The sequence below is a fragment of the Ensifer sp. PDNC004 genome, from assembly GCF_016919405.1.
Taxonomy (GTDB): domain Bacteria; phylum Pseudomonadota; class Alphaproteobacteria; order Rhizobiales; family Rhizobiaceae; genus Ensifer.
The window spans coordinates 430,432-452,294 of sequence record NZ_CP070354.1; the positions used below are offsets into that span (position 1 = coordinate 430,432).

Genomic DNA, 21,863 nt, shown 5'->3' on the forward strand with positions numbered 1-21,863 from the left:
GCAGTTAGAGAGTGTGCCGGCCCTTCGAGAGCAAAGGCCGAGCGATCGGGGGCATTCAGTCGGCTCACCTGCTGATGAGCACCGGCCCTTCGGCCGGCGCCCAGACTTTATTGCCTGTGTTTCCTAGTGGGTTGCACCCGATCCGCCGGCTGCGACGATCGCGAAGGGTTGTCCTTCGACTGCGATCGTGCGGGTTTCCTTCAGGGTATCCGTGTCGATCAGGCGCACCAGGCTTTGGCGCGGATCGGTGATGGCGAGGTGGTTGCCGGCGACGGCCAGGCGGGGCCTTGCGTCGCGCCAGTGACCGTCTTTGCTGTAAGGTTCCGTGACGGTCTCCGATCTGGTGATCACGCCATCCACGACGTCGAGCAGGTGAAGCTTGCCGTCCTCCGTCAGGATGTAGGCGTTGCGTGACTTTGCCGGATCGAGGATGAAGTCGACCCGCCGCAGCGGCAGTTCGACGAGGCGGTAGGGTTCCTTCGCGTCGGCGTCGATCAGCACCACCTTGTCCTCTCCGTAGTTCCCAAGGAAGAACTGCATTGAGGTGCCGCCGAGCAGGGTCGAGACCTTGCCTTCCGGCAGCTTGTCGCCATAGGCGAGCATCTCGAGCTTGGGGCCGTCGAGCCCGCCCGGACGCGCGACCAGGACACCCTCTGCGCAACCGAAGGCGACCAGACGTGCGGACGTTGCTTCCCCGTGGAGCCCCGTGCAGGTTGCGACATCGCCGACCTGCTTGCCTTCCTTGTCGAGGACGCGCAGACCCAGGCGAGGAGGAAGCTCGCCTTCCTTGACCGGGGCTTCGAGGTTCGGGACCGAAACGAGAAGATGGTTGCCGGTCGAGACCGCGACGCCATGGTGTGCGGCGGTCGTGTCGTAAGCCTTGAGTTCCGCCTTGCCGTCCAGAAGCGCGCTTTCGCCAAGCAGATCGAACTTGCCGCCGCGGTCGTAGAAGATGGCGAGATCGTCACCATGGGCAACCACGTGGCCCGGCTTTTGTCCGCGGATCGTCGTCTCGAGAAGCCTTGGCTCCTTGACTTCGATGTCTCGGTGCTCGCCGTGATCGGAAATGGCGATGCCGGTGTCGATGGCATGGATCAGGTTCTGTTCGCCCTGGACAGCAAAGACCGTGCGCCCGGTATCGCTCAACGAAAGGGCGGCGTAGCCCTCAAGGTCGAAACGGCCGATTTCCTTGTCCGTTTCCAGATCGATGGCGCGAACCACGGGCTTGGTGTGGTCGGCAATGAACAAACGCCAGGTCGCGCGCTGCTGTTCTTCCTCGGCATGGGAGGTCAACGGAAAAGCGAGGGTCGCAAGAATGGTCGTGGCAAAAAGCGCGGGCAAACCGGAGCGGGACATGAAATCTCCTATAATGTAATAACGTAACGTTCGTTGTGTTATAGCGTTACGTTTCTCTTGTCCAGCGGCAACAACCTGCCGTTTGCATCGGTGTCGGCGAGGACGGCATAGGCGGTTCGCCGAGAGTTCTGCCGTGACCTTGACGTCAAGGGTGGTGAGGCTTGGTCTCGCCAATGCGATGGTCACTTTGTGACTTCGCCTGTGGAAGGCGAATGGCGGCCTGTCTCGCCGCCATCCGCCGAAACGTTTGGTTTTATTGTGGTGGACTTTGCCGATCTTCCTGGAAGGGCGGGGCGGCGAGATGGACCCAGACCCACCATAGGGCCACACATCACGGATGCGGTCGCCAAAATGCGGCTGGGTCCGGTCGTGCCGTCACTTCGTTGCGCCCTGCCTCAAGGACAGCTTGTTCCCGCGGCGCTGCGGCAGGCGGCCGTTCAGAACGATGTAGGCGACAAGGCCGATCACCAGACCCCAGAAGGCCCCGCCGATGCCGAGCAACTTGATGTTCGCGGCGGAGGCCAGGAACGTGATGAGCGCCGCTTCGCGGGAGGCCGGGTCGGCTGTCGCTGCCGCAAGGCTACCCCCGATCGTGCCGAGCAGGGCAAGGCCCGCAAGCGTGGTGATGAAGGTTGCCGGAAACGCCATGAACACCGCCGCAAGCGTAACGCCGAACACGCCCACGAGCACGTAGAAAAAGCCCGCAGCGATACCCGCGATCCAGCGCCTGGACGGATCCTCATGGGCCTCCTTGCCGGTGGCGATCGCCGCCGTGATTGCCGCGATGTTGAAAGCGTGCGAGCCGAAAGGCGCCATGATCAGCGAACCGAAGCCCGTCGCGGTGACAATCGGGTTGGCGCTGGTCTTGAAGCCGTCATTCCGCAACACCAGCATTCCCGGCATGTATTGGCCGGTCAGCGTGATCAGAAACAGCGGTAATGCGACCGAAAGCAGCGCGTTCAGTGAGAATTCCGGCATCGTGAAAATGGGGGCCGCGAACTCGAGCTTCAGGCCCGACAGGTCGACCCGGCCCTCTGCGAGCAGAAACAGGAGCCCGAGGACGAGAATGCCCACCACGGCATAGCGGGCGGCGAAGCGCTTCAAGACGACATAGGCGACGATCAGCAGGCCGACGAGCAGCGGGTCGACGCTTGCGCCGCCGAATGCGCCGATGCCGAACTGCAGCAAAATGCCGGCGAGCAGGCCAGCGGCGATGCCGGGCGGGATCAGCCGGATGACCTTCTCGAAATAGCCCGAAAGCCCGAGCGCGACGAAAGCCAAGGCCGAGATCATGTAGGCGCCGATGGCTTCGGCGTAGGGCGTGGTCGCAAGCGCTGTGACGAGAAAGGCTGCGGCCGGCGTCGACCAGGCGGTGATGATCGGCTCGCGGTAGCGCCAGCTCAGCCAGAGCCCCGTCAGTCCGACGCCGATGGATATCGACCAGACCCAGGACGCCGTCAGCTCGGGGCTGAGCCCAGCCACTTTCGCGGCCTGAAAGACCAGGATGAAGGTGCCGCCATAGTTGACGATGACGGAGATCAGGCCCGCGACGATGGGATGGGCAAGATCGTTGAAGCGAAGGGATGACGGGGAGATATGGGAGGTCATGATCTATCGGGGTCCTGAATTTTCGGGAAGGACGGGTAAGCCGCGTTGACAAATAGCCAGCCAATGGCGCGATATGCCCATCCATTTTCCTCAATCTGGCCAGACCATTTGTTCAAGCATTCGCAACTCGAGTCCGTGAAGGCATGGATTGCCCAGCCCGCCCAGGCGGGCATGCCGCTTCATGCGCGCATCCAGCGGGCGATCCGACAACTGATCCTCGACGGTGCGCTTGGGCCGAAAAAGCCGCTTCCGGCTTCGCGGGCGCTGGCCAAATCCCTCGGCGTGTCGCGCGATACGATCGAAGCGGCCTATGGCCAGCTTCATGCCGAAGGTTTTATCGACCGGCGCATCGGCAGCGGCAGCTTCGTGGCCGAGGTGACGGAGTTTGCGCCCGGCAGGCGCCAGACTCCAAGACGCACGCAGTCGCTCAACCAGGCGCCGGCCTTGAGCAGGCGCGGCAATGCCATGTTCGGCAGCGGCGGCGTCAGCGAGCAGCTGTTGCCGCGACCCTTCGCCCATGGCGTGCCGGAGACGCGCAGTTTTCCGCTCGCGCTCTGGGAGCGCCTCGGACGGCAGGTCCTGCGCGAAACCGGCAGACGGGCGCTGCTTCACGGCGACCCGCAAGGGATCGAAGAGCTGCGCCGCGTCATTGCCGACTATGTGAACCTTGAACGCGGCGCCCGTGCCACGGCCGAACGGGTGCTGATCCTCACCAGCTCGCAGCAGGCGCTGACCTTGTGCGCCAACATGCTGCTCGATCCCGGCGACCGTATCTTCATCGAGGATCCGGCCTACTACGGCGCACGCAAGGCGTTCGATGCGGCGGGGCTCGAATGTGTGCCGATCCGCGTGGACCGCCACGGCATCGCCGTCGACCAGATCAAGGCGGAGACACGCAAGGTCAAGGCGGTGTTTCTGACGCCCTCGCACCAGTTCCCGGCCGGCGCGACGCTGGCGCTCGATCGCCGTCTGGCGCTGATCGAATGGGCCAGCCGCCATCAGGCCTGGATCATCGAAGACGATTACGACAGCGAATTCCACTATGCCGGCAAACCGACGGCCTGCCTGCAGGGCCTCGATCCACACGACCGGACGATCTACATCGGAACTTTCACCAAATCGCTCTTTCCCGGCCTCCGGATCGGCTACGCCGTTCTGCCGCCCGAGCTGGTCAAGCCGATGACCGTCGCGCGCACGCTGCTTGACGGACACTCCGCGCCGATGGCGCAGCTGACGCTCGCCCGGTTCATGGAAGGCGGACATTTCGGTGCCCATGTGCGCAGCATGCGCGGCATCTATGCGGACCGGCTCGACCTTCTGGCGACGCTCGTCGGAAAACATCTGCCGCAGTTCCTTGAAGCACGGGTGCCCGATGGCGGCCTGCAGATGCCGTGCGCACTGACGGGCGCGATCTCGGAGGCCGTAGCCGCCGATGCCGCGCGACGTGTGGGGATCGAGATCATGGGACTGTCGGCGCTTTACGCCGGCGGCAAGCCCGAGCCCGGGTTTCTCATGGGGTTTGCGGCCTATACGCCAAGCGAGATCGAGGGGGCGGTCCGCAAGCTGGCGAGCGCTCTCCTGGCTGCGGCGAAGTCATAGGCCGTGCGAGCGTCGCCCCAACGTCTCGCTATTCAGTCCTGGATGACGAGCTGGAACCATGTGTCGAGGAATCGGCTGCGCTTGACGGCGTCGAGATAGACGAGCAGCTCCGGTCCCAATTCGATGAATTGCACGTTCTTCATCGTGTCGAGGTCGCGCGACCGGGTCAGGCCGACCTGTTCGAGCGCGCGGTCGGCGCGATCGGAAAGCAGGAAATCGACCACATCGCCGGCGGTCGAGCGATTGCGGGCCTTCTCCGGGATCAATGCCGTCCAGGGCAGCGCCAGCACGTAGTCTTCAGGGATGACCATCTCGATCGATGCGGTCTTGCGCATCCATTTGCGCACGGCGGACAGGGGCACGTTGTAGCCGATGTCGATGTGGCCTTCCGCCATCGCCTGCAGCAGTTCCTCGTTGCTGTCGAATATGCGGGCCTGCGATGCACCGACAGCGCGGGATATGCGCCAGAAGAGCGGCGATCGAAGCGCCTCCTGCGAGGCGAAGGCATAGCTGACATCGTCGATGCCGATGTTGACCAGCCCGACCCGGCGCAGCAGGCGCGCGCGGTTCTGCTCCAGCGTACGCGCGAGTTCGGTTCGGGTCCGCGGGACGTCGGACGGTGCCAGCGCGCCCTTGCGCACGACAAAGACCGCCGGGTCGTAGCCGATGCTGAAGACTTCGCTGCGCCAGTGGGCCTGTTGCTGCGGCCGGTGCTTGATCGCCGAAGCGCCATGCCGCGAGACACTGCCTTCGTTGGCGAGGTAAACGGCAAGATCCGGCGTCGGCAGCACCAGCACGTCGATCGGGTCGGCGTCGTCGACGCCCGCCAGCAGCCGTGAAATGATCTGGCTCGGCCGCGCCTGCCTGTACTGGCCCTTCGTGTGTGGCATGTCGGCCTGAAGGGCGTCGAGCAGCGGCTGCATCGTCGGCTGTGCATCGACCCCGACGATGGTCAGCCGTTCCGGAGCGGCCCGCGCCGGCGCCGATGCGGCAAAGAGCACGGCGAGAAGCACGAGCGTGAAGCGAACGATCATGCCGGAATTCCTCCCTTGGGCAGGCAAACCGCGACCGACAACCCGCCTCCATCCCGATCGTCGAGGCTGATGCTGCCACCCATGGCTTCCGCGACGGTTCTGGCAATGGCGAGGCCAAGGCCGGAGCCCGGTTTACTGCTGTCGGCGCGGGAAAAGCGTTCGAACATTTGCTTGCGCATCTCCATGGGAATTCCGGGCCCCCGATCGGAAACAACGAAACGGACCAGGCGATCTGCCTCCGTCACGGTGACCTCGATAGTTCCCGGCGCGTGCACCAGCGCGTTTTCGATGATGTTGCGAATCATCTCGCGCAGGCTGACGGCCTCTGCTTCGATCTCGACGGCGTTGCTGGGCAGGTTAAGCGTGAGCATGTCGTCGAGGGCGGGATAGGAGCCTTCGGCCTGCAGGCGACGGATGGCCTCCCGCACAACGAGGCGCATGTCGAGGGTCTCGCGCAGACGCGATTCAATGCCGTGCAACGTGCTTGCATCCGACAGAAGCTGGTTTGCGAGAACGCTTGCGTTGACCGAGTTGGCGTGGATGCGGCCGAGAATGTCACGCAATCTGCCCGCCGGCGCTTCGTCGATCGAAAGTTCTGCAAGTGCGCGCAAGGCGGTCAGCGGCGTGCGCAACTGATGGGCGGCGTCGGCCGTCACGCTCTTCAGGCCGACAAGCACGGAATCGAGTCGGCCCATGAAGTCGTTCAGCGCCGAGATCAGTGCGCTCACCTCCCTTGGTACCGGACCGGAGACTGGGCTCAGATCAGACGAAGCTCGGTGGCGCAAATCGGCCTCGACCGTTCTCAGCGGTGCGAAAGCCTGGCGGACCGCCAGCCAGATCAGCAGGAATGCCAGCACGGAAACGGCGATCGCAGGAAGGGCCGCGTTGAAGGTCAGGTGCAGCCCGAGCTGATCGCGCGCCTCGCGGGTCTCGCCGACGAGAACGTCGACCCAGCCGCCGCCGGCTGCGTCGGTGCTATAGCGAGCGACGGCGGCGATGCGGATCCGCTCGCCCCTGTAGGTGCTGTCGGCCAGCCGCAACTGCGGTCCCGTGCCGTGCGGGATCTCCAGGCCGAGGATCGGCGAGCCGGTGATGATCGTGCCGTCTGGGGCCGCCACCCGGTAGAAGATGCGATTGAGCCGGGATGTGCCGAGGATGGCGAAGGCGGAATGCGGCAGGTCGACGCTTGCGGTGCCGTCTTCGATCGATACCGTGTCGGCAATCGAAAGTGCGGCCGCGCCAAGCACCCGGTCGAAGGCCTCTTCGGCCGCGTTGTGCGCATTCCAGCGCACCATCCAGAACAGGAAAAGCCCGATGATGATGAGCAGGGCTGCGCCGCTGAACAGGATGCGGCGCTCGATCGAATAGTCAGACCGCACCGCTTGCGCCGCTCCCGGTGCGCTGGCGCAGCATGTAGCCCACGCCGCGATGCGTGACGATCTCGATGTCGCAGTCCTCGAGCTTCCGGCGCACCCGGGAAACCAGCAACTCGACGGCATTCGGCGTGCCCGTGTCCTCATAGCCGAAGAGCTTTACGACCAGCTGCTCCTTGTTGACCGTCGTGCCGGCACGGGTCGCCAGGGCCTCCAGCACGTCGAATTCGCGGCGGCCGAGGTCGAGCGGGCGGCCTTCGAGCATCACCGCGCGGGCCGAAAGGTCGATGGAGATCGAGCCCAAGCGCAGAACCGATTGCGCCGCCCCCAGGTGCCGGCGGGAGACGGCCCGGATGCGCGCGACGAGCTCGTGCAGGTCGAACGGTTTGACCAGATAGTCGTCAGCGCCTAATTCGAGCAGGTCGACCTTGTCGGCCACCTGGTTGCGGGCGGTGATGACGATGACGGGACGCGTCAGCCCACCCTGGCGCATGGCACTCAGGATGGCGAAGCCGTCCCGCTTCGGCAGGTTGATGTCGAGGATCACCAGATCGTGCGAGGCGTTGAGGGCGAGCCGCTCTCCTTCCGCGCCGTCGAACGCGGTCGTGACCTCGTAGCCTTCCTTTTCCAGGCGCATGGAAATGGCAAAGGCGATGTCGGGGGTGTCTTCGATCAGGAGAATGCGCATCGCGTTTCCAGGTGACAGGATTGTGACAGTGATACTCCCATACACAGATCAAAAGCAGATGAGAACTATGAAGCTTTCGCCGGGAGAGCGGAGCTTCGGGGAGGGGTAGACATGAACGCGCACAGGCTGTTTTTGGCCGGCCTCGCATTGGCGTGCGTGCTGCTGTTGCCCGTGTCGACAACGGCGAAAGCCGGTTGCGGGACAAGCCCCGATCTCGACGTGCGCTACTGCGACGCCGACAAGGACTTCGTTGCCGATGCGCCGACAGACCCTTCGAAATGGCGGGATCCGCAGACGCTCGTCTGGGCCTATGCTCCGATCGAGGAGCCGGCCATCTATGCCAGCCTGTTCAAGGATTTCACCACCCATCTCGGCGCCTGTCTCGGCCGCCAGATCGTCTATTACCCAGTGCAGTCGAGCAAGGCGGAGATCGAAGCCATGCGCTCCGGGCGGTTGCACTTCGCCGGCTTTTCGACCGGACCGACGGTCGAGGCGGTCAACCGCGCCGGCGCCGTTCCCTTTGCCGCAAAAGGCATCGGCAATGCGGTGCGCGGCTACAATCTGATTGCCATCGTTCGCGCAGACTCCCCGTTCAAGACCCTCTCCGATCTCAAGGGGCGGCGCGTGGCGCACGCGTCCGCGTTCTCGAACTCGGGGCACCTGGCACCGCGCGCGCTTTTCCCGGGCGAAGGCCTGAGCCCGGGGGAGGATTATGCGCCGATCATGTCCGGCGGCCATGACAAGTCCATTCTCGGCGTGATCTCGGGTGACTACGACATGGCGGCCGTCGCGTCCGACGTGTTGGAACGTTTGATCGAGCGGCGGATGGTCAAGCGCGAAGACCTCCGGGTCATCTTCACCAGCGGCATTTTTCCGACGTCGTCCTTTGCCTATGCGCATGACCTCGCCCCGCCGCTGGTCGCGGCGATGAAGCGGTGTTTCTTCGACTTCGAGTTCACCGCGGAAATGAAGAGCGAGTTTCACGGCGACGAGCGCTTCCTGCCGATCCGCTACGATCGGGATTGGGCAAGCGTGCGCGAGGTCATCGACAAGGCCGGCGCTTCCACTTTCTGACCTCATCCAACAGCCCGACTGGAGACCGATGCGCCGCGTGCGCAGGCCCTGTCGCGCGCCTACCACAAACGTCACCGCAGACCGGGCCAACCCGCCCGAGGCTGCTGTGCGGCTTCCAACCCACGGGATTGCTATGCGAAACTTTGGCAAAGCCATTTACAATTACAGGGTCCACAACCAGGACCCCACCACGATGGTGGGCGTCGCTCTGGTCGTGCTGTTCGCCTATCTGATTGCCGCGCCCATCCTGCTTCTGCTTTCGGACGCGTTCTTCGTGCAGTTCGCCGACCAGGCCCGCTCCGGGCAATCGATGGGCGAGCTGACGCTTTACTATTTCAACCGCGTCTTCCTGTCGAAGATCGCCACCGACGTCTTCTGGCAGCCGCTTTTCCACACCGGGACCATAGCTCTCGGTGCGATCGCGGTCGCGCTGGTGGTCGGCATCCCGATGGCCTGGCTGATCAGTCGAACCGACATGCCCGGCAAGAAGTGGTTCGCCACCGTTCTGATCATCCCCTACATGCTGCCGTCCTGGACCTTTGCTCTTGCGTGGCAGACGCTCTTCAAGAACCGGACCACCGGCGGACAGCCGAGCTGGATGGAGGCGCTCGGCTTCGCCCCGCCTGACTGGCTCGCCTACGGCGCCTTGCCGATCACGCTGATCCTGGCCTTGCACTATACGCCCTTCGTCATCCTGCTGTTCGGCAACGCGTTGCGGCAGTTCGATTCCACACTTGAGGATTCCGCCCGTGTCATCGGCGCCGGCAACGGCGTGATCGCCCGCAAGATCATCCTGCCGCTGATGCTGCCGTCGCTGGTTTCGGCCTGCACGCTGATCTTCGCCAAATGTCTCGGTGACTTCGGTGTTGCCTATATCCTCGGCGTTCCCGTCGGCTACGACGTCCTGGCGACCTCGCTGTTTCGCGCCATCTCCACCAGCCAGACCGGCATGGGGGCGATCCTTGCGTTGACCATCGTCGTGCTCGGCACCATCTCAATCACGCTCGACATGTACCTGCTGAAGGAAGCACGCCGTTTCGTGGTCATCGGCTCGAAGGGGTCGATGAACCGCACCACGTCGCTGCGGGGCTACCGGCTGCCCGCAGCGGGGCTCGCCGCGCTGGTCTTCCTGGTCAGCGCCGTCGTCCCGTTGCTGGCGCTTGCCATGACCACGGTGATGAAGGTGCCCGGCGTCTTTGCGCTCGACAACTTCACGCTCGCCTACTGGATCGGCTCCGATCTCGGCACCACGGCGCTCAAGCAGGGCATCCTCCTGACGCCGGAATTCTGGCAGGCGACGTGGAATACGCTCTGGATCGTCGGCTCGGCTGCTGCCGGCGCAGGCTTCCTCGGGCTCCTCGTCGGCTATGCCGTTACCCGCACGTCCTCGACGATGATTGCCACCTTCCTGCGGCAAGTGACGTTCCTGCCGTATCTGGTGCCGGGGATAGCCTTTGCCGCCGCCTATCTGTCGATGTTCGCGGTTCAAAGGGGGCCCGTTCCCGCACTCTACGGTACGCCGATCATTCTGGTGCTGGCGATCCTTGCAGACCAGATGCCCTTTGCCTCGCGTGCCGGCATCTCGGCGATGATGCAGCTCGGGCGTGATCCGGAAGAGGCGGCCCGGATTGCCGGTGCCGGCTGGTTCCGTCGACTGGCATCGGTCGTCGTGCCGATCCAGAAGGGCGCGCTCGTCACCGGAATCCTGCTGCCCTTCATTTCCGGCATCAAGGGACTGAGCCTCGTCGTGGTGCTCGCCGTCCCCGGGACCGACGTGCTGACGACCTATGCGCTCAGGCTGGTCGACTACGGCTACGGCCAGGCGGCCAACGCCGTGGTGCTGATGATCTGCATCATCGCCTTCGGCGGCACGCTGATCGTCCAGAAACTCACAAAAAGCAAATTGTCCGACGGTTTGGGAGGCAAGTAATGTCAAGCATCAGCATCCGCGATGTCAGAAAGAGCTACGGCAACACGGCGCAGGCGGCTGTCGAGCGGTTGAGCATCGAGATTCCGAAATCCGATTTCCTCTGCCTCCTCGGCCCATCCGGCTGCGGCAAGACGACGACGCTGCGCATGATCGCCGGCCTCGAGCATCCGACGGCCGGCCAGATTCACCTGGGCGACCGCACCATCGTGTCGGTTGAAGACGGCATCTACGTGCCGGCGGAAAAACGCGGCCTCGGCCTGGTCTTCCAGAACTATGCGCTCTGGCCGCACATGACGGTGGAACAGAACATCGAGTTCGGGCTCAAGCTGCGCAAAGTCGCCAAGCCCGAGCGCGACGCGATCATCGCCGAGGTCCTCGAAAAACTCGCGATTGACCGCTACCGCACACGCCTGCCGTCGCAGCTTTCCGGCGGCCAGCAGCAACGCGTGGCACTCGCCCGCATGCTGGCACTCAAGCCCGACATCATCCTGCTCGACGAACCGCTGTCGAACCTCGACGCCAAGCTGCGCCTGGAAATGCGGGCGGAACTCAAGCGGATCCATCAGGAGCTCGGTTCCACCATCGTCTTCGTGACCCACGACCAGTGGGAGGCGATGACGCTCGCGACCACCATTGCCGTCATGAGCGAGGGCGAGCTGCAGCAGCTCGGCACGCCCGACGACATCTACGAGCGCCCGGCCAACCGCTTCGTCGCCGAGTTCGTCGGCAACCTGCCGATCAACATCATCGAGCTTGGCAGCGAGCGATCCGGCGCCCTGGTCGCCTGGATGCGGGGCCAACTGGCTTCAAGGACATTGCCGCAGCCGGCGGGCTCCGTCGGCATCCGCCCGGAATCCGTGCGCCTGGCGCGCACCAAGGTGGAAGGCGCAAAGGAGGCGAGGGTCGTCGAAGTGGTGCCAACCGGCGGAAGCTGGATCGTCGAGCTTTCGGTTGACGGCGAACAGTTCTTCGCGATCGCCGGCGAGCTGCCGGCGGCTGCCCGCGGCGACACCGTGTTCTTCCACGCCGAACCCCATCACCTGCACATCTTCGATACCGAGGGCCGGCGCATCGCCGCCTGAGACGAAGCAATCCCGTACCGACAGAGCAATTGATCGTAAGGAGGATAAAATGCTGTCAATACAAGAGGGTAGACTGCCAAAGTCTGTTCGCCGCGCCATTCTGGCCGGCGTGTCGCTGGTGGCGCTCGCCGCACCCGCGGCAGCGCAGGACGCAGCCGAGCTCGGCATTTCCGATGCCGACTACACGCTGGAGGCGCTGATCGAGGCGGCCAAGAAGGAAGGACCGATCACCGTCGTCGATGCGACCGGCAAGATCGTTTCCATGGCCGAGAACTTCACGGCGAAGTACGGCATCCAGGCGACCGGCGTGAAGCTCAGCGGCCAGGACCAGCAGCAGGTCATCCTGCGTGAAGCGGTTGCAGGCAGCGTTCGCTCCGACGTCTTCAACATGAGCAATCTTCCCTCGGTCACCACGGAAATCATTGCACAGGGCGCCGGTGTCAGCTGGATGCCGCCGGACCTGAAGGAGGTCGTTCCGGTCCAGTACCAGACGCCCGCGATCACCAGCCTCAACCCCTGGGTCTGGGCCTACAACACCGACGTGCATGGCGATAAATGCCCGATCGACAACGTCTGGGCGCTGACGACGGAAGACTGGAAGGGCCGCGTCGCCATTCCCGATCCGCTGCTGCGCAACGAGACGATGTTCTGGTTCAACCAGATCGAAACCCATGACGACGAGGCGATGCGCAAGGCCTACGAGGCCTTCTTCGGCAAGCCGCTCGAAACGGAAGAGGCAAGCGCAACGGCCGAATGGGTCAAGCGCCTGGCCAAGAACAAGCCGAGCGTGACCCGCAGCGATACCGATGTCGGCCCGATCATCGGTGCGGCCGGACAGGAAAAACCCTTCATGGGCTTCCTGAGCTCGGCCATCTTCCGTGACGCGAAGAAGAATGGCTACGGCATGGGCATCTGCGCCGGCCTGAAGCCCTGGGTCGGTCAGCTGACCCCGCGCGTGGCCGTCATCGCTTCGGGCTCGAAGCATCCGAACGCGGCCAAGCTCTTCGTTCACTTCATGATGACCGAAGAGGGCATGGCGCCGCAGCTCGCCGACGGCAAGATCTCCTCCAACCAGGAAGCGAATATTCCGAAGGAAGAAGCCTCCGGCGTCATCGACGTCGTGCATGAACTGCACGTCCCGCATTCCGAGACCTCGGAGGCCGATTTCGCCAAGCTGCAGGATTGGCAGGACTTCTGGATCGTCAATTCGCGATAAGTCGACAGTTTGAGTGCCCCCGCTATGTGCGGCGGGCACTCGCACCTATCGGCCCAACCGACGGCCATTTCGAGGGCGTCATGGCAGCCCACGCGATCTACAAAGTTATTACCGGCAGCGTGAAGCTTCTGGATCCTGCACCCCGCTCGTTCTGACGGGTTGCTCACTGAAAACGAATGCGGCGACGGTCGCCGTTAGCGTGGCGTCCGTGGGCTAAGAGGCAGGCGAGAGCGTAGCACTTAAGCTTCAAGATATCCGCAAGCTGCCACCGCGTAGCCGCAGGCCGAGGCGGGCGGCGACGCGTTGCGATGAGACGTTGTCTCGATCGGTGCTGTAAAACAGGGTGCGGGAGCGAAGCGTCGGCAGCTGTGACCAGCCGGCGGTCGCAGCGGCGCCGAAACCCCGTCCCCGAAACGCCTTGGCGGTCACAAGTCCCAGTTCGGCCCCGGTATCGGCGAGCCGTGCCGCAAATGCGAGCGAGGCGACCTCGCCGTCGACAATGGCAGCGCACCAGGGCGTCCAGAAGTCGGCCACCTCGCGGAAGCCAATGTCGAGCCAGGCCTTGGGAATCCCGTCCGTCGCCCACTTCGCATCATCCCGGCGCCTTCTTCGGAGTCGCTGCCAACGAGCCGCGCGTCGCCTTGATAAGGGGTGTCGTGCGGCAGCTCGAAGACAAGGCCGAAATTATGTTCGGCGGGTCCGTCGCCACCAAGCAGCGACAGATAGCGTTCAAGGTGCACCGGCGTGTTGGGATGGACGAAGGGCGGTTCGGATGCGGCGAGCCCTTCAAGCTCCGCGGCCAGACCGTCCGACAGGTCCTCACGCGTTGCGCACAGGTTTGCCTCCGCGCATCCGGCGAGCCAGAAGCGCGGGCCCGGCGTCTGAACCGGATCATTCTCACACACGATCCGCCCGTCGGCGCGTGTTTGAAACAATGTGTGGAAGTCTGTTTGCAGCCAATGGCTTACTGAAATCATGAGGCGATTGTTCAATAGTTTTCCGCATCCGTCGAGTGCGTTCCTGGCTTGCGTGGAGAAGGTGCCCACGCCGAATTTGGTCGCGCGCAATCGGCCACAAATGAGCCTTGTATCCAGGCGGGATATTTCATGTCTTGCCAAAGTCCAAAAGCTCATGGTAACGTTCCCACGAGCTTGAGGCCTGTCACATTTGATGATGGCTTCGGGCCCGGGAGGAAACATGAAGAACGGACCCCGGCAACGGGCCACCATTATCGACGTCGCGGAGCGGGCGGGGGTCTCGAAGAGCACGGTTGCGCGGGTTCTGGCCGGTTCTGCCAGCATTTCCGACGAGGCACGCGATCGCGTGCTGAAGGCCGTTGCGGCCACCGGCTACGAGCGCAATCACCTGGCCGTCGGCATGCGCTCGGGCCGCAGTGGCCTGCTCGGCCTGGTCATTCCCGATATCACCAACCCCTTCTGGGCCGAAGTCGCCCGTGGCGCCCAGGATCGCGCCGCCAAAGACGACATTTCGCTCCTCGTCTTCTCGTCGGACTGGGATGCCGGCAAGGAAGCGACGCATCTGCGCGCTCTGCGCCGCGCCCGCGTCGATGGCGCGATCATCAATCCGGTCGCCGACAATTTCGATGATCTCGATCGCTTCGGCTTGCCCTTCGTCTTCATTGGGTCGAGCGCCGAGCGTTTCCCCGACACCTTGAGCGTCGGTTCGGATATTGCCCAGGCAGTCCGCCTCGGCATGGATATCCTCGTCGAGCGTGGACACCCGGCGCCAGCCCTGATGCTCGGTCCGCGGTCGCGTCTTGCACGCGCGCGGTTTCTGCGCGCCGTACATGAGCATTGCGTGGCGCGCGACCTCGATCCCGACATCCTGCAGGTCGAAGAATCCGACTACACGGTCGAAGGCGGACGAAAGGCCATGGGACGCTTGCTTGCCGGGCCGTGGAGAGGCAGTCGCGCCGTTTTCGTCGCCAACGATCTGATGGCGCTCGGCGCCATGATCGCCGTTCGCGAGGCGGGGCTTCGGTGCCCGGAAGATATTTCCATTCTCGGCTTCGACGGCATTCCGGCAGGCGCCTTCTCCTGGCCGGGCCTGACGACGATCGAAAAACCTGGCCGGCAGATCGGCATTCGCGCGGTCGAATGCCTGCTCGACCAGATTGCCGGCCGGCCGGAACACGGCCGGATATTTCTGCCGTGCCGACTGGTCGAGCGCGGTTCGCTTGCCGATGTCTCGGCCTTGGCACCCGTGCGCGCGGCGGCAGGGAGGTAACAATGACCGTAAGCAACGATCTTGTAGCGGGTGCAGCCATGCCACGAAGTGGGAACGTTCCCAAAATCCATCGGCAAAGCTTCACGAAAAGCGTGCGGCAATGGTGGCCTTATTACCTGATGATGGCGCCCGGCCTGATCTTCTTCGTGATCTTTCATTATTTCCCGATCTGGGAAGCCAAGATCGCCTTCGAGCAGCTGCGCATCATCCCACCGAACATCTGGGTCGGGATCAAGCATTTCCAGACGCTGTTCTCCTCGCCGATCTTCTGGCAGGTGCTGGCGAACACGCTGATCATCTCGACGATGAAGATCGTCTTCTTCTTTCCAATCCCGATCATCGTTGCGCTTTTGCTCAACGAGATCCGGGGCGGCGCTTTTCGCAAGTTCATCCAGTCGGCGATCTACCTGCCGCACTTCCTGTCCTGGGTCGTCATCGCCGGCGTGTTCATTGCCGTGCTCTCGCCAAGCGACGGTGCGGTCAACGATGTCATTGGTTTCTTCGGCCTGCAGCCCGTCTCCTTCATGACCGATACCGGTTCGATCCGCTGGGTCCTGGTCTTCTCGGAGATCTGGCGCTCAGCGGGCTGGGACAGCCTGCTTTATCTCGCCGCCATCATCGCCATCGACCAGGAGCTCTATGACGCGGCCGAGATCGACGGTGCCAACCGCTGGCAGAAGATCCGCTACGTCACCATTCCGGGCATCGTGCCGACCATTGCGACACTCTTCATCCTGAATGCCGGCATGTTCTTGAACGCCGACCTCAATCAGGTGATCAATTTTTCCAACGACGTGGTGCGCGCCAAGATCGACATCATCGACACCTATGTTTACCGCATCGGCCTGCAGACCGGCGAATACTCGCTTGCAACGGCCGCGGGTCTCTTCAAGGCCCTGCTCGGCATGCTGATGATCGTCGCCGCCCACCTTCTCTCGAAACGTCTTACCGGCAAGGGGGTATGGTGATGGCCGCCCATAACGTCCGCAGAACGCCGCTTGAGCGGCTCGAATATGCGATCATCGTCTCGACGCTCATGTTCCTTGTTGTCCTGACGGTGCAGCCGCTCCTCAACCTGCTCGCCATCTCCTTTTCGGATCCGGGCAAGGTTGCCGGCATGAGCGGCTTGACGGTTGTCCCGAACGGGTTTTCGACCGAGGTCTGGGATCTGCTGATCAACAATTCCGCCGTCCAGCGTGGCCTCTTCAATTCGATCTTCATCACGCTGGTCAGTACCTTCCTTGGCGTCGTGCTGACAGCGCTGATGGCTTGGGCGCTATCGCGGCCCGGCCTGCCGGGGCGGCGCATCATCTTCGTCTTCGTGCTCGTCACGATCGTCTTTGAGCCCGGCATCATCCCGGACTACTTCATCAACAAGCGCCTCGGTCTGCTCGACAGCTACTGGTCGCTGATCCTCTTCAAGGTCGTCAACGCCTGGTACCTGATCATTCTTGTGCGCTTCTTCGAGGAAGTGCCGAAGGAACTGATCGAGGCGTCCGAACTCGATGGCGCCAATCCCTTCCAGATCTTCTGGTACGTGGCGCTGCCGCTCGCCAAGTCGGCGCTCGCGACCATCGCGCTCTTCTACTTCGTCTTCCATTGGAACGAGTTCTTCCGGGCGATGATCTACCTCAACGACCAGTCGAAGTGGCCGCTGCAGGTGGTGCTGCGCCAGTTCGTGGTCGAGGGCGACAAGCTCGCCATGGTCGGGGTCGTCGACAGCAACAACTACACCGGTGCGAGCCAGATCAATATTCGCGCGCTGAAGGCCGGCATGATCCTGCTGACCATCGCGCCGATCCTCGCGATCTACCCACTCATTCTGAAGTTCTTCACCAAGGGCACCATGAGCGGTGCGCTGAAGGGCTGATGATGCAGAACCCAGAGATAAAAGCCAAAGCATATTGGGAGGAACAAACATGCTTGGAAAACTGATCCTTGGCGCAACCACCGCCATGGCATTGATGGCGAGCGTTGCCATGCCCGCCTTCGCCGATCCGGTGACGATCCGGGTCGTCTCGAAAGATCTGACGACGAGCAATCCGGACGACGTCAAGCTGATGAAGGCCTATGAGGAGGCGCTGAAGGCCAAGGGCACGGACATCCATATCCAGGTTATCGACCTGCCGTCTTCGGGCTATGCCGACAAGCTCAGCGCCATGCTTTTGTCCGGCGATATCCCCGATCTCATCTATTTCCAGGGTGGCGACACCAAGATGGCAGAGCAGGGTGTGCTCGAGGACTGGAACAACTGGCTGCCGAAGACGACCTATCTGAAGGACGCGCTTTTCCCGCACAATGTCGAGAGACTGAAGAACTACCCCTATCTGCTCTATGTCTACCCGCCGCGCATGCCTCAGCCGGTGATCCGCACCGATTGGCTGGAAAAGTCTGGCGTCGCGGCGCCGAAGACGACTGACGACTACGTCTCGCTCTTCAAGACGATCAAGGATGGCGATTTCGACGGCAACGGCAAGGCCGACAGCTACGGTGTGACCACCGCCGACAACACCCAGGAACTCGATGCCATCTTCAACCAGGCCTTCGGCGTGACCGGCACCTGGATGAAGAACGAGGCCGGCGAGTGGATCCATGCCCGCGTATCGGCTGCGGAAAAGGCAAAGATCGCCTTCTACGCGTCGCTGCGTGAGCAGGGCCTCTACGATCCGGAATTCATCACCACCAAGTGGGACGTGAAGGAAGACAAGTTCTACTCCGGCCGTGCCGGCGTGATCTTCGGTTCTTCCGCGGAAGTCATCGACATCTATGGCGGCAAGATGCGCCAGGCCCATCCCGGTGTGAACCTGAGCCTGCTTTCGCCACCGAAGGGTCCTGGCGGCCAGGGCCTGATGGCGCTCGACGTCTCCAAGGAAGCGCGCGGTCTCGCGATCGCGACGACCTCCGAACACAAGGAAGAGGTGGTCAAGCTGCTCGACTTCATCGCCAGCCCCGAAGGCCAGGCGATCGAACGGCTCGGCTTCGAGGGTGAGCAGTACACAAAGGACGGCGAAACCATCAAGCCGACCGACAAGCTCGCGACCTGGTATGCCCGTTTCCTCGTTGCCGCCAACTGGCAGCCACCGGTTCAGTGGCTCAGCGAAGCCGCGCAGCAATCGCTGAAGACGATCTCAGCCGACTTCAAGCCGGACAACGCGTTCGTCTGGCCTGCCGAATTCGCCACCGACATCGACGCCACGGAAAACGTCTACCGGGCCTGGGTTTACAAGTTCGTTTCCGGCGAAGCCAAGATGGACCAGTGGGACCAGTTCGTTTCCGAATGGAACGCCGCCGGCGGCGAGAAAATGACCGAATATGCAAGGACGGTTCTCAATGACAAATGATGCTCTAGGGCTCTCCCTCAAGGGACGGGTTCGGGCGCTTCTCTTTGGCGTCGCTTACGGCGACGCCATCGGGGCGCCGGTCGAAAAACTCTCCGCCGCGGAAATCCGCGAGCGCTATGGCCGGGTGGCGTCACTCGATACCGAGTGGCACCGCATGAAGCAGAGCGAAGCGGCCCGCAACGGCCGTGTGCGCGGCGGCGGCATCGTCACCGACGATACGCTGATGACCCTTTGCGTCATGTCGATCTACGACGACGTCAAGCGCCACCTCGATGCCTGGGACATGGCGTCGGGCATGGTGCGCGAGATCGCCTGGACGCCACGCTGGGTGCCGGAACTGCAGCGCGAAACGATGCTGATCGAGCGTCTGTTCTACCCGGAGAAGTGGATATTCCAGCGCCATCAGCTTTCGGGCTGCGACCCGCGCCAGGGCGGCGTCGGCAACATGGTGAACTGTGGTGCTGCGATGTACATCGCGCCGATCGGTGTTGCCAATGCCTGCGATCCGAAGGCGGCCTATGATGAGGCAATCGCCTTTGCCTCCGGCCACCAGCAGAGTTTCGGCCTGGAGGCTGCCGGCGTACTGGCAGCAGCAGTCGCTGCCGCTTTCGTGCCGGGCACCACGCTCGATGCGGTCATCGAAGAAACGCTGGCCGTTGCCAAGGACGGCACGCGTGACGCGATCGACGATATCGTCGAGGCTGCGCGCTCATTGAAGGGTGCTGATCACGCCACTGTCGTCGCCGAATTCCACCGCATCATCGCGCGCTATTCGCCGATGGGCGACGACGTTCAGCACACGCCGCAGAAGGCCGGCATTGCCACCGACGCCTACCAGCCGTCGCGTCTGCACGCGATCGAGGAACTGCCACTGGCTCTCGGCTTTGCCGTCGTCAATGACGGTGACTTCTACAAGTCGATCATCGACGGCATCAACTCCGGCCGCGATACGGACTCGATCGGCGTCATGGCCGGCGCGATCCTCGGCGCCATGTACGGCGAAAGCATTATCGACCGGGCGATGGTCTCCCAGCTCGACCGCGTCAACAAGCTCGATCTCTACCGATCGGCCGATGCCTTTACCGCAACGGTGACCGCAATCCAGGCCGCTGACCACAAACGCGAAATGGCGCGGGCCACGGCGCGCGCAAGCCTCTTTGCCGTCCCCGAGCTCACCCAGGTTCCCAGTCTCTAGAATTCGAAAGTATCCGATGCTCAGCACCACAGAAATCTTCGAGCGTATCTATTCCGGCTTTATCGGCAAGGCGATCGGCGTGCGCTTGGGCGCACCCGTCGAGCCGACGATCTGGAGCTATGAACGCATCCGGGACACCTATGGCGAGGTGACGGAATATCTGCGCGATTTCAAGAATTTCGCTGCCGATGACGACACCAACGGCCCGGTCTATTTCATCCGGGCGCTGCGCGACTACGGCCTCGGCGCCACCGCCGAAGAGGTCGGCAAGACCTGGCTGAACTATGCAGCCGAAGAACACGGCATGTACTGGTGGGGCGGCTTCGGCAACTCGACCGAGCATACCGCCTATCAGAACCTGCGTGCCGGCATCCCGGCGCCGCAATCCGGCTCGATCGCCCAGAACGGCACGACGGTTGCCGAACAGATCGGCGGCCAGATCTTCATCGACAGCTGGGGCTGGGTGCATCCGGCCGACCCGAAGAAGGCGGCCGAAGCCTCGGCACTTGCGGCAAGTGTCGCCCATGACGGCGAGGGCCTGCATGGCGCCCGCTTCTGCGCCGCAGCCATCGCCCAGGCGTTTGTTGCCAAGGACATCGAGGACGTCATCGAGACGGGCCTTGCGACGATCCCGGCCGACTCGCTTTATGCCAAGGTTTCCCGCGCGGTGCTTCGCTTCCACGAGTCCAACCGGAACGACTGGCGCGCCTGCCGCGACATGCTGACGGCGGATTGGGGCTATGACCGCTATCCCGGCGTCTGCCACATCATTCCGAATGCCGGCGTTTTGATCATGAGCCTGATCTACGGCCAGGGCGATCTGCCGCGCACCGTCGAGATCGCGACAATGGCCGGCTGGGACACGGACTGCAACGCCGGCAATGCCGGTGCGATCGTCGGCACGCTGCAGCAGGTGCAACCGGGCTGGGACAAGTACCGCAAGCCGATCAACGACTTCGTCGTCGCTTCCGGCGTGACGGGCACGGTCAACGTCGTCGACATTCCTTCCTTTGCCCGCGAACTGACCGTGCTGGCGCTGCGCCTGCAGGGGCGGGAAGCTCCAGCACTCTGGGTCGAGGATTTCGAGCGCCGCGGCGTCCGCTTCGATTTCAACGCACCCGGCGCCACCCATGGCTTCCGCACCGAGCCGTTCAACCAGATCGCCGTCAAGGCATCGGCGGAGCGTCATACGGACAATGCCAAGGGATCGCTGGAAATCCTGCTCGACCGTCTCGAGCGCGGACATGGTGGACGCATCTTCTGGAAGCCCTTCTATCGCCGCTCCGACTTCGACGATGAGCGCTACCGCCCGATGTTTACGCCGCTTGCCGATGACGGCCAGACGGTGTCGTTCAAACTCTGGCTCGACCCGTGGAACGGTGACGGCAACCTGCGCGTGGCCCCCTATGTCCGCCGCGCGATGAGCGGCACCATTCAGGAAACCGGCGCCTGGCACGTGCCGTCTGCGAGCGGCTGGCAGGACTACGCCTTCACAATCCCCGACGGCAATGGCGAGGCGGTCGACGAGATCGGCATCCTGGTCGAATATTTCGGTCGCCTGAAGTTCCTCGGCCGGCTCTTCCTTGCGGACTTCTCCGTCTCCGGCAAGGGCCGCGCCGTCATCGATCCGGCGAAGGAAGCGCATGAATGGGGCGGCATCACCCGCTTCACCTGGAACCGCGGCCATTGGAGCCTGCAACAGGGCCGCATCCATGCCCACACGGCAACCGACGCGGACGCCTGGACGGGCAACGCCTATCTCCGCGACGTCAGCGTCAAGGCCGAGCTTCAGCCGCACTCGGGAGCTTCGCATCTGCTGGTCGCTCGGGCTCAGGGCACGAGCCGGTTCTATGCCGCCGGTTTTGAGAACGGCGAAGCCGTGATCCTGCTCGAAGACCACGGCACCAAGATCCTCGCGCGCAGCCCGTTCCGTATCGAATACGGCCGGAGCTATGCGATCGATCTCACTGTCGAAGGCGGCAAGCTGACGCTCACCATTGATGGCGAGCGAGTGCTTCAGGCTGATGATGCGACGCTACGCTACGGCATGGCTGGCCTTCGCATGGCGTCTGCCGGGCGCATGTCGATCGGTCGGCTCGAGGTCGCCGAGCGCTAACTGC

At 63.3% G+C, this 21,863-nt stretch carries 18 protein-coding genes; 11 read left to right on the forward strand and 7 right to left on the reverse strand.

Annotated elements, in window-relative coordinates:
* Window positions 1-123: 123 nt before the first annotated feature.
* Together aztD and JVX98_RS30360 are read right to left on the reverse strand one after the other, a co-directional pair.
* The gene (gene aztD, locus JVX98_RS30355) at window positions 124-1,356 is read right to left on the reverse strand and encodes a zinc metallochaperone AztD (RefSeq protein WP_205239561.1); all 1,233 of its coding nucleotides are present in this window, start codon (window positions 1,354-1,356) and stop codon (window positions 124-126) included.
* 375 nt (window positions 1,357-1,731) lie between these two features.
* Window positions 1,732-2,964: a benzoate/H(+) symporter BenE family transporter gene (locus JVX98_RS30360; protein ID WP_205239562.1), complete on the reverse strand. Its 1,233-nt coding sequence runs from the start codon at window positions 2,962-2,964 to the stop codon at window positions 1,732-1,734.
* 108 nt (window positions 2,965-3,072) lie between these two features.
* Here JVX98_RS30360 and JVX98_RS30365 point away from each other — a divergent pair, with 108 nt between their 5' ends.
* Entirely contained in the window at window positions 3,073-4,563 is a 1,491-nt protein-coding gene (locus JVX98_RS30365) for a PLP-dependent aminotransferase family protein (protein WP_192448391.1), read from the forward strand.
* A gap of 32 nt (window positions 4,564-4,595) precedes the next feature.
* On the opposite strand, the gene JVX98_RS30370 is transcribed toward JVX98_RS30365, so the two are convergent.
* The 3 genes from JVX98_RS30370 to JVX98_RS30380 are packed head-to-tail and all read right to left on the reverse strand — an operon-like array spanning window position 4,596 to window position 7,658.
* On the reverse strand, window positions 4,596-5,597 hold the full coding sequence (locus tag JVX98_RS30370) for an ABC transporter substrate-binding protein (protein ID WP_205239563.1): 1,002 nt from the start codon (window positions 5,595-5,597) through the stop codon (window positions 4,596-4,598).
* A complete protein-coding gene (locus tag JVX98_RS30375) occupies window positions 5,594-6,976 on the reverse strand; it encodes a sensor histidine kinase (protein WP_205240106.1) in 1,383 nt (460 codons plus the stop codon). The genes JVX98_RS30370 and JVX98_RS30375 overlap by 4 nt, the downstream gene beginning before the upstream one ends.
* The gene (locus JVX98_RS30380; RefSeq protein ID WP_043620592.1) at window positions 6,966-7,658 is read right to left on the reverse strand and encodes a response regulator transcription factor; all 693 of its coding nucleotides are present in this window, start codon (window positions 7,656-7,658) and stop codon (window positions 6,966-6,968) included. Before JVX98_RS30380 ends, JVX98_RS30375 begins: the two co-directional genes overlap by 11 nt.
* Window positions 7,659-7,769: 111 nt before the next feature.
* On the opposite strand from JVX98_RS30380, the gene phnD reads away from it, so the two are divergent.
* From phnD to JVX98_RS30400, 4 genes are all read left to right on the forward strand, one after another.
* Entirely contained in the window at window positions 7,770-8,732 is a 963-nt protein-coding gene (phnD, locus tag JVX98_RS30385) for a phosphate/phosphite/phosphonate ABC transporter substrate-binding protein (protein ID WP_205239564.1), read from the forward strand.
* 133 nt (window positions 8,733-8,865) lie between these two features.
* The gene (locus JVX98_RS30390; RefSeq protein WP_205239565.1) at window positions 8,866-10,662 is read left to right on the forward strand and encodes an iron ABC transporter permease; all 1,797 of its coding nucleotides are present in this window, start codon (window positions 8,866-8,868) and stop codon (window positions 10,660-10,662) included.
* A complete protein-coding gene (locus tag JVX98_RS30395) occupies window positions 10,662-11,744 on the forward strand; it encodes an ABC transporter ATP-binding protein (RefSeq protein ID WP_043620586.1) in 1,083 nt (360 codons plus the stop codon). Before JVX98_RS30390 ends, JVX98_RS30395 begins: the two co-directional genes overlap by 1 nt.
* 49 nt (window positions 11,745-11,793) lie before the next feature.
* A complete protein-coding gene (locus JVX98_RS30400; RefSeq protein ID WP_205239566.1) occupies window positions 11,794-12,960 on the forward strand; it encodes an ABC transporter substrate-binding protein in 1,167 nt (388 codons plus the stop codon).
* 246 nt (window positions 12,961-13,206) lie between these two features.
* Here the strand turns inward: JVX98_RS30400 and JVX98_RS32760 are convergent, their stop codons facing one another.
* Both JVX98_RS32760 and JVX98_RS30405 read right to left on the reverse strand, forming a co-directional pair.
* The gene (locus JVX98_RS32760; protein WP_371826582.1) at window positions 13,207-13,494 is read right to left on the reverse strand and encodes a GNAT family N-acetyltransferase; all 288 of its coding nucleotides are present in this window, start codon (window positions 13,492-13,494) and stop codon (window positions 13,207-13,209) included.
* Window positions 13,386-14,093 carry a hypothetical protein gene (locus JVX98_RS30405; protein ID WP_246765071.1) on the reverse strand — a complete coding sequence of 236 codons (708 nt, stop codon included), beginning with the start codon at window positions 14,091-14,093 and terminating at the stop codon, window positions 13,386-13,388. The genes JVX98_RS32760 and JVX98_RS30405 overlap by 109 nt, the downstream gene beginning before the upstream one ends.
* Before the next feature lie 64 nt (window positions 14,094-14,157).
* Between JVX98_RS30405 and JVX98_RS30410 the strand changes: the two genes are divergently transcribed.
* Genes JVX98_RS30410 through JVX98_RS30435 form a run of 6 tightly spaced genes read left to right on the forward strand, consistent with a single transcriptional unit; the run spans window position 14,158 to window position 21,859 of the window.
* Entirely contained in the window at window positions 14,158-15,207 is a 1,050-nt protein-coding gene (locus JVX98_RS30410) for a LacI family DNA-binding transcriptional regulator (RefSeq protein WP_192448403.1), read from the forward strand.
* A 38-nt stretch (window positions 15,208-15,245) separates the two neighbouring features.
* A complete protein-coding gene (locus JVX98_RS30415) occupies window positions 15,246-16,175 on the forward strand; it encodes a sugar ABC transporter permease (RefSeq protein WP_246765131.1) in 930 nt (309 codons plus the stop codon).
* Window positions 16,175-17,077, forward strand: coding sequence for a carbohydrate ABC transporter permease (locus JVX98_RS30420; protein WP_192448405.1), 903 nt, complete (start codon window positions 16,175-16,177; stop codon window positions 17,075-17,077). Before JVX98_RS30415 ends, JVX98_RS30420 begins: the two co-directional genes overlap by 1 nt.
* A 49-nt stretch (window positions 17,078-17,126) precedes the next feature.
* A complete protein-coding gene (locus tag JVX98_RS30425; RefSeq protein ID WP_192448406.1) occupies window positions 17,127-18,548 on the forward strand; it encodes an extracellular solute-binding protein in 1,422 nt (473 codons plus the stop codon).
* Window positions 18,538-19,743 (forward strand): ADP-ribosylglycohydrolase family protein, encoded by a 1,206-nt coding sequence (locus JVX98_RS30430; protein WP_205239567.1) that lies wholly within the window; start codon window positions 18,538-18,540, stop codon window positions 19,741-19,743. Before JVX98_RS30425 ends, JVX98_RS30430 begins: the two co-directional genes overlap by 11 nt.
* A 16-nt stretch (window positions 19,744-19,759) precedes the next feature.
* A complete protein-coding gene (locus JVX98_RS30435; protein ID WP_205239568.1) occupies window positions 19,760-21,859 on the forward strand; it encodes an ADP-ribosylglycohydrolase family protein in 2,100 nt (699 codons plus the stop codon).
* Window positions 21,860-21,863: the final 4 nt, after the last annotated feature.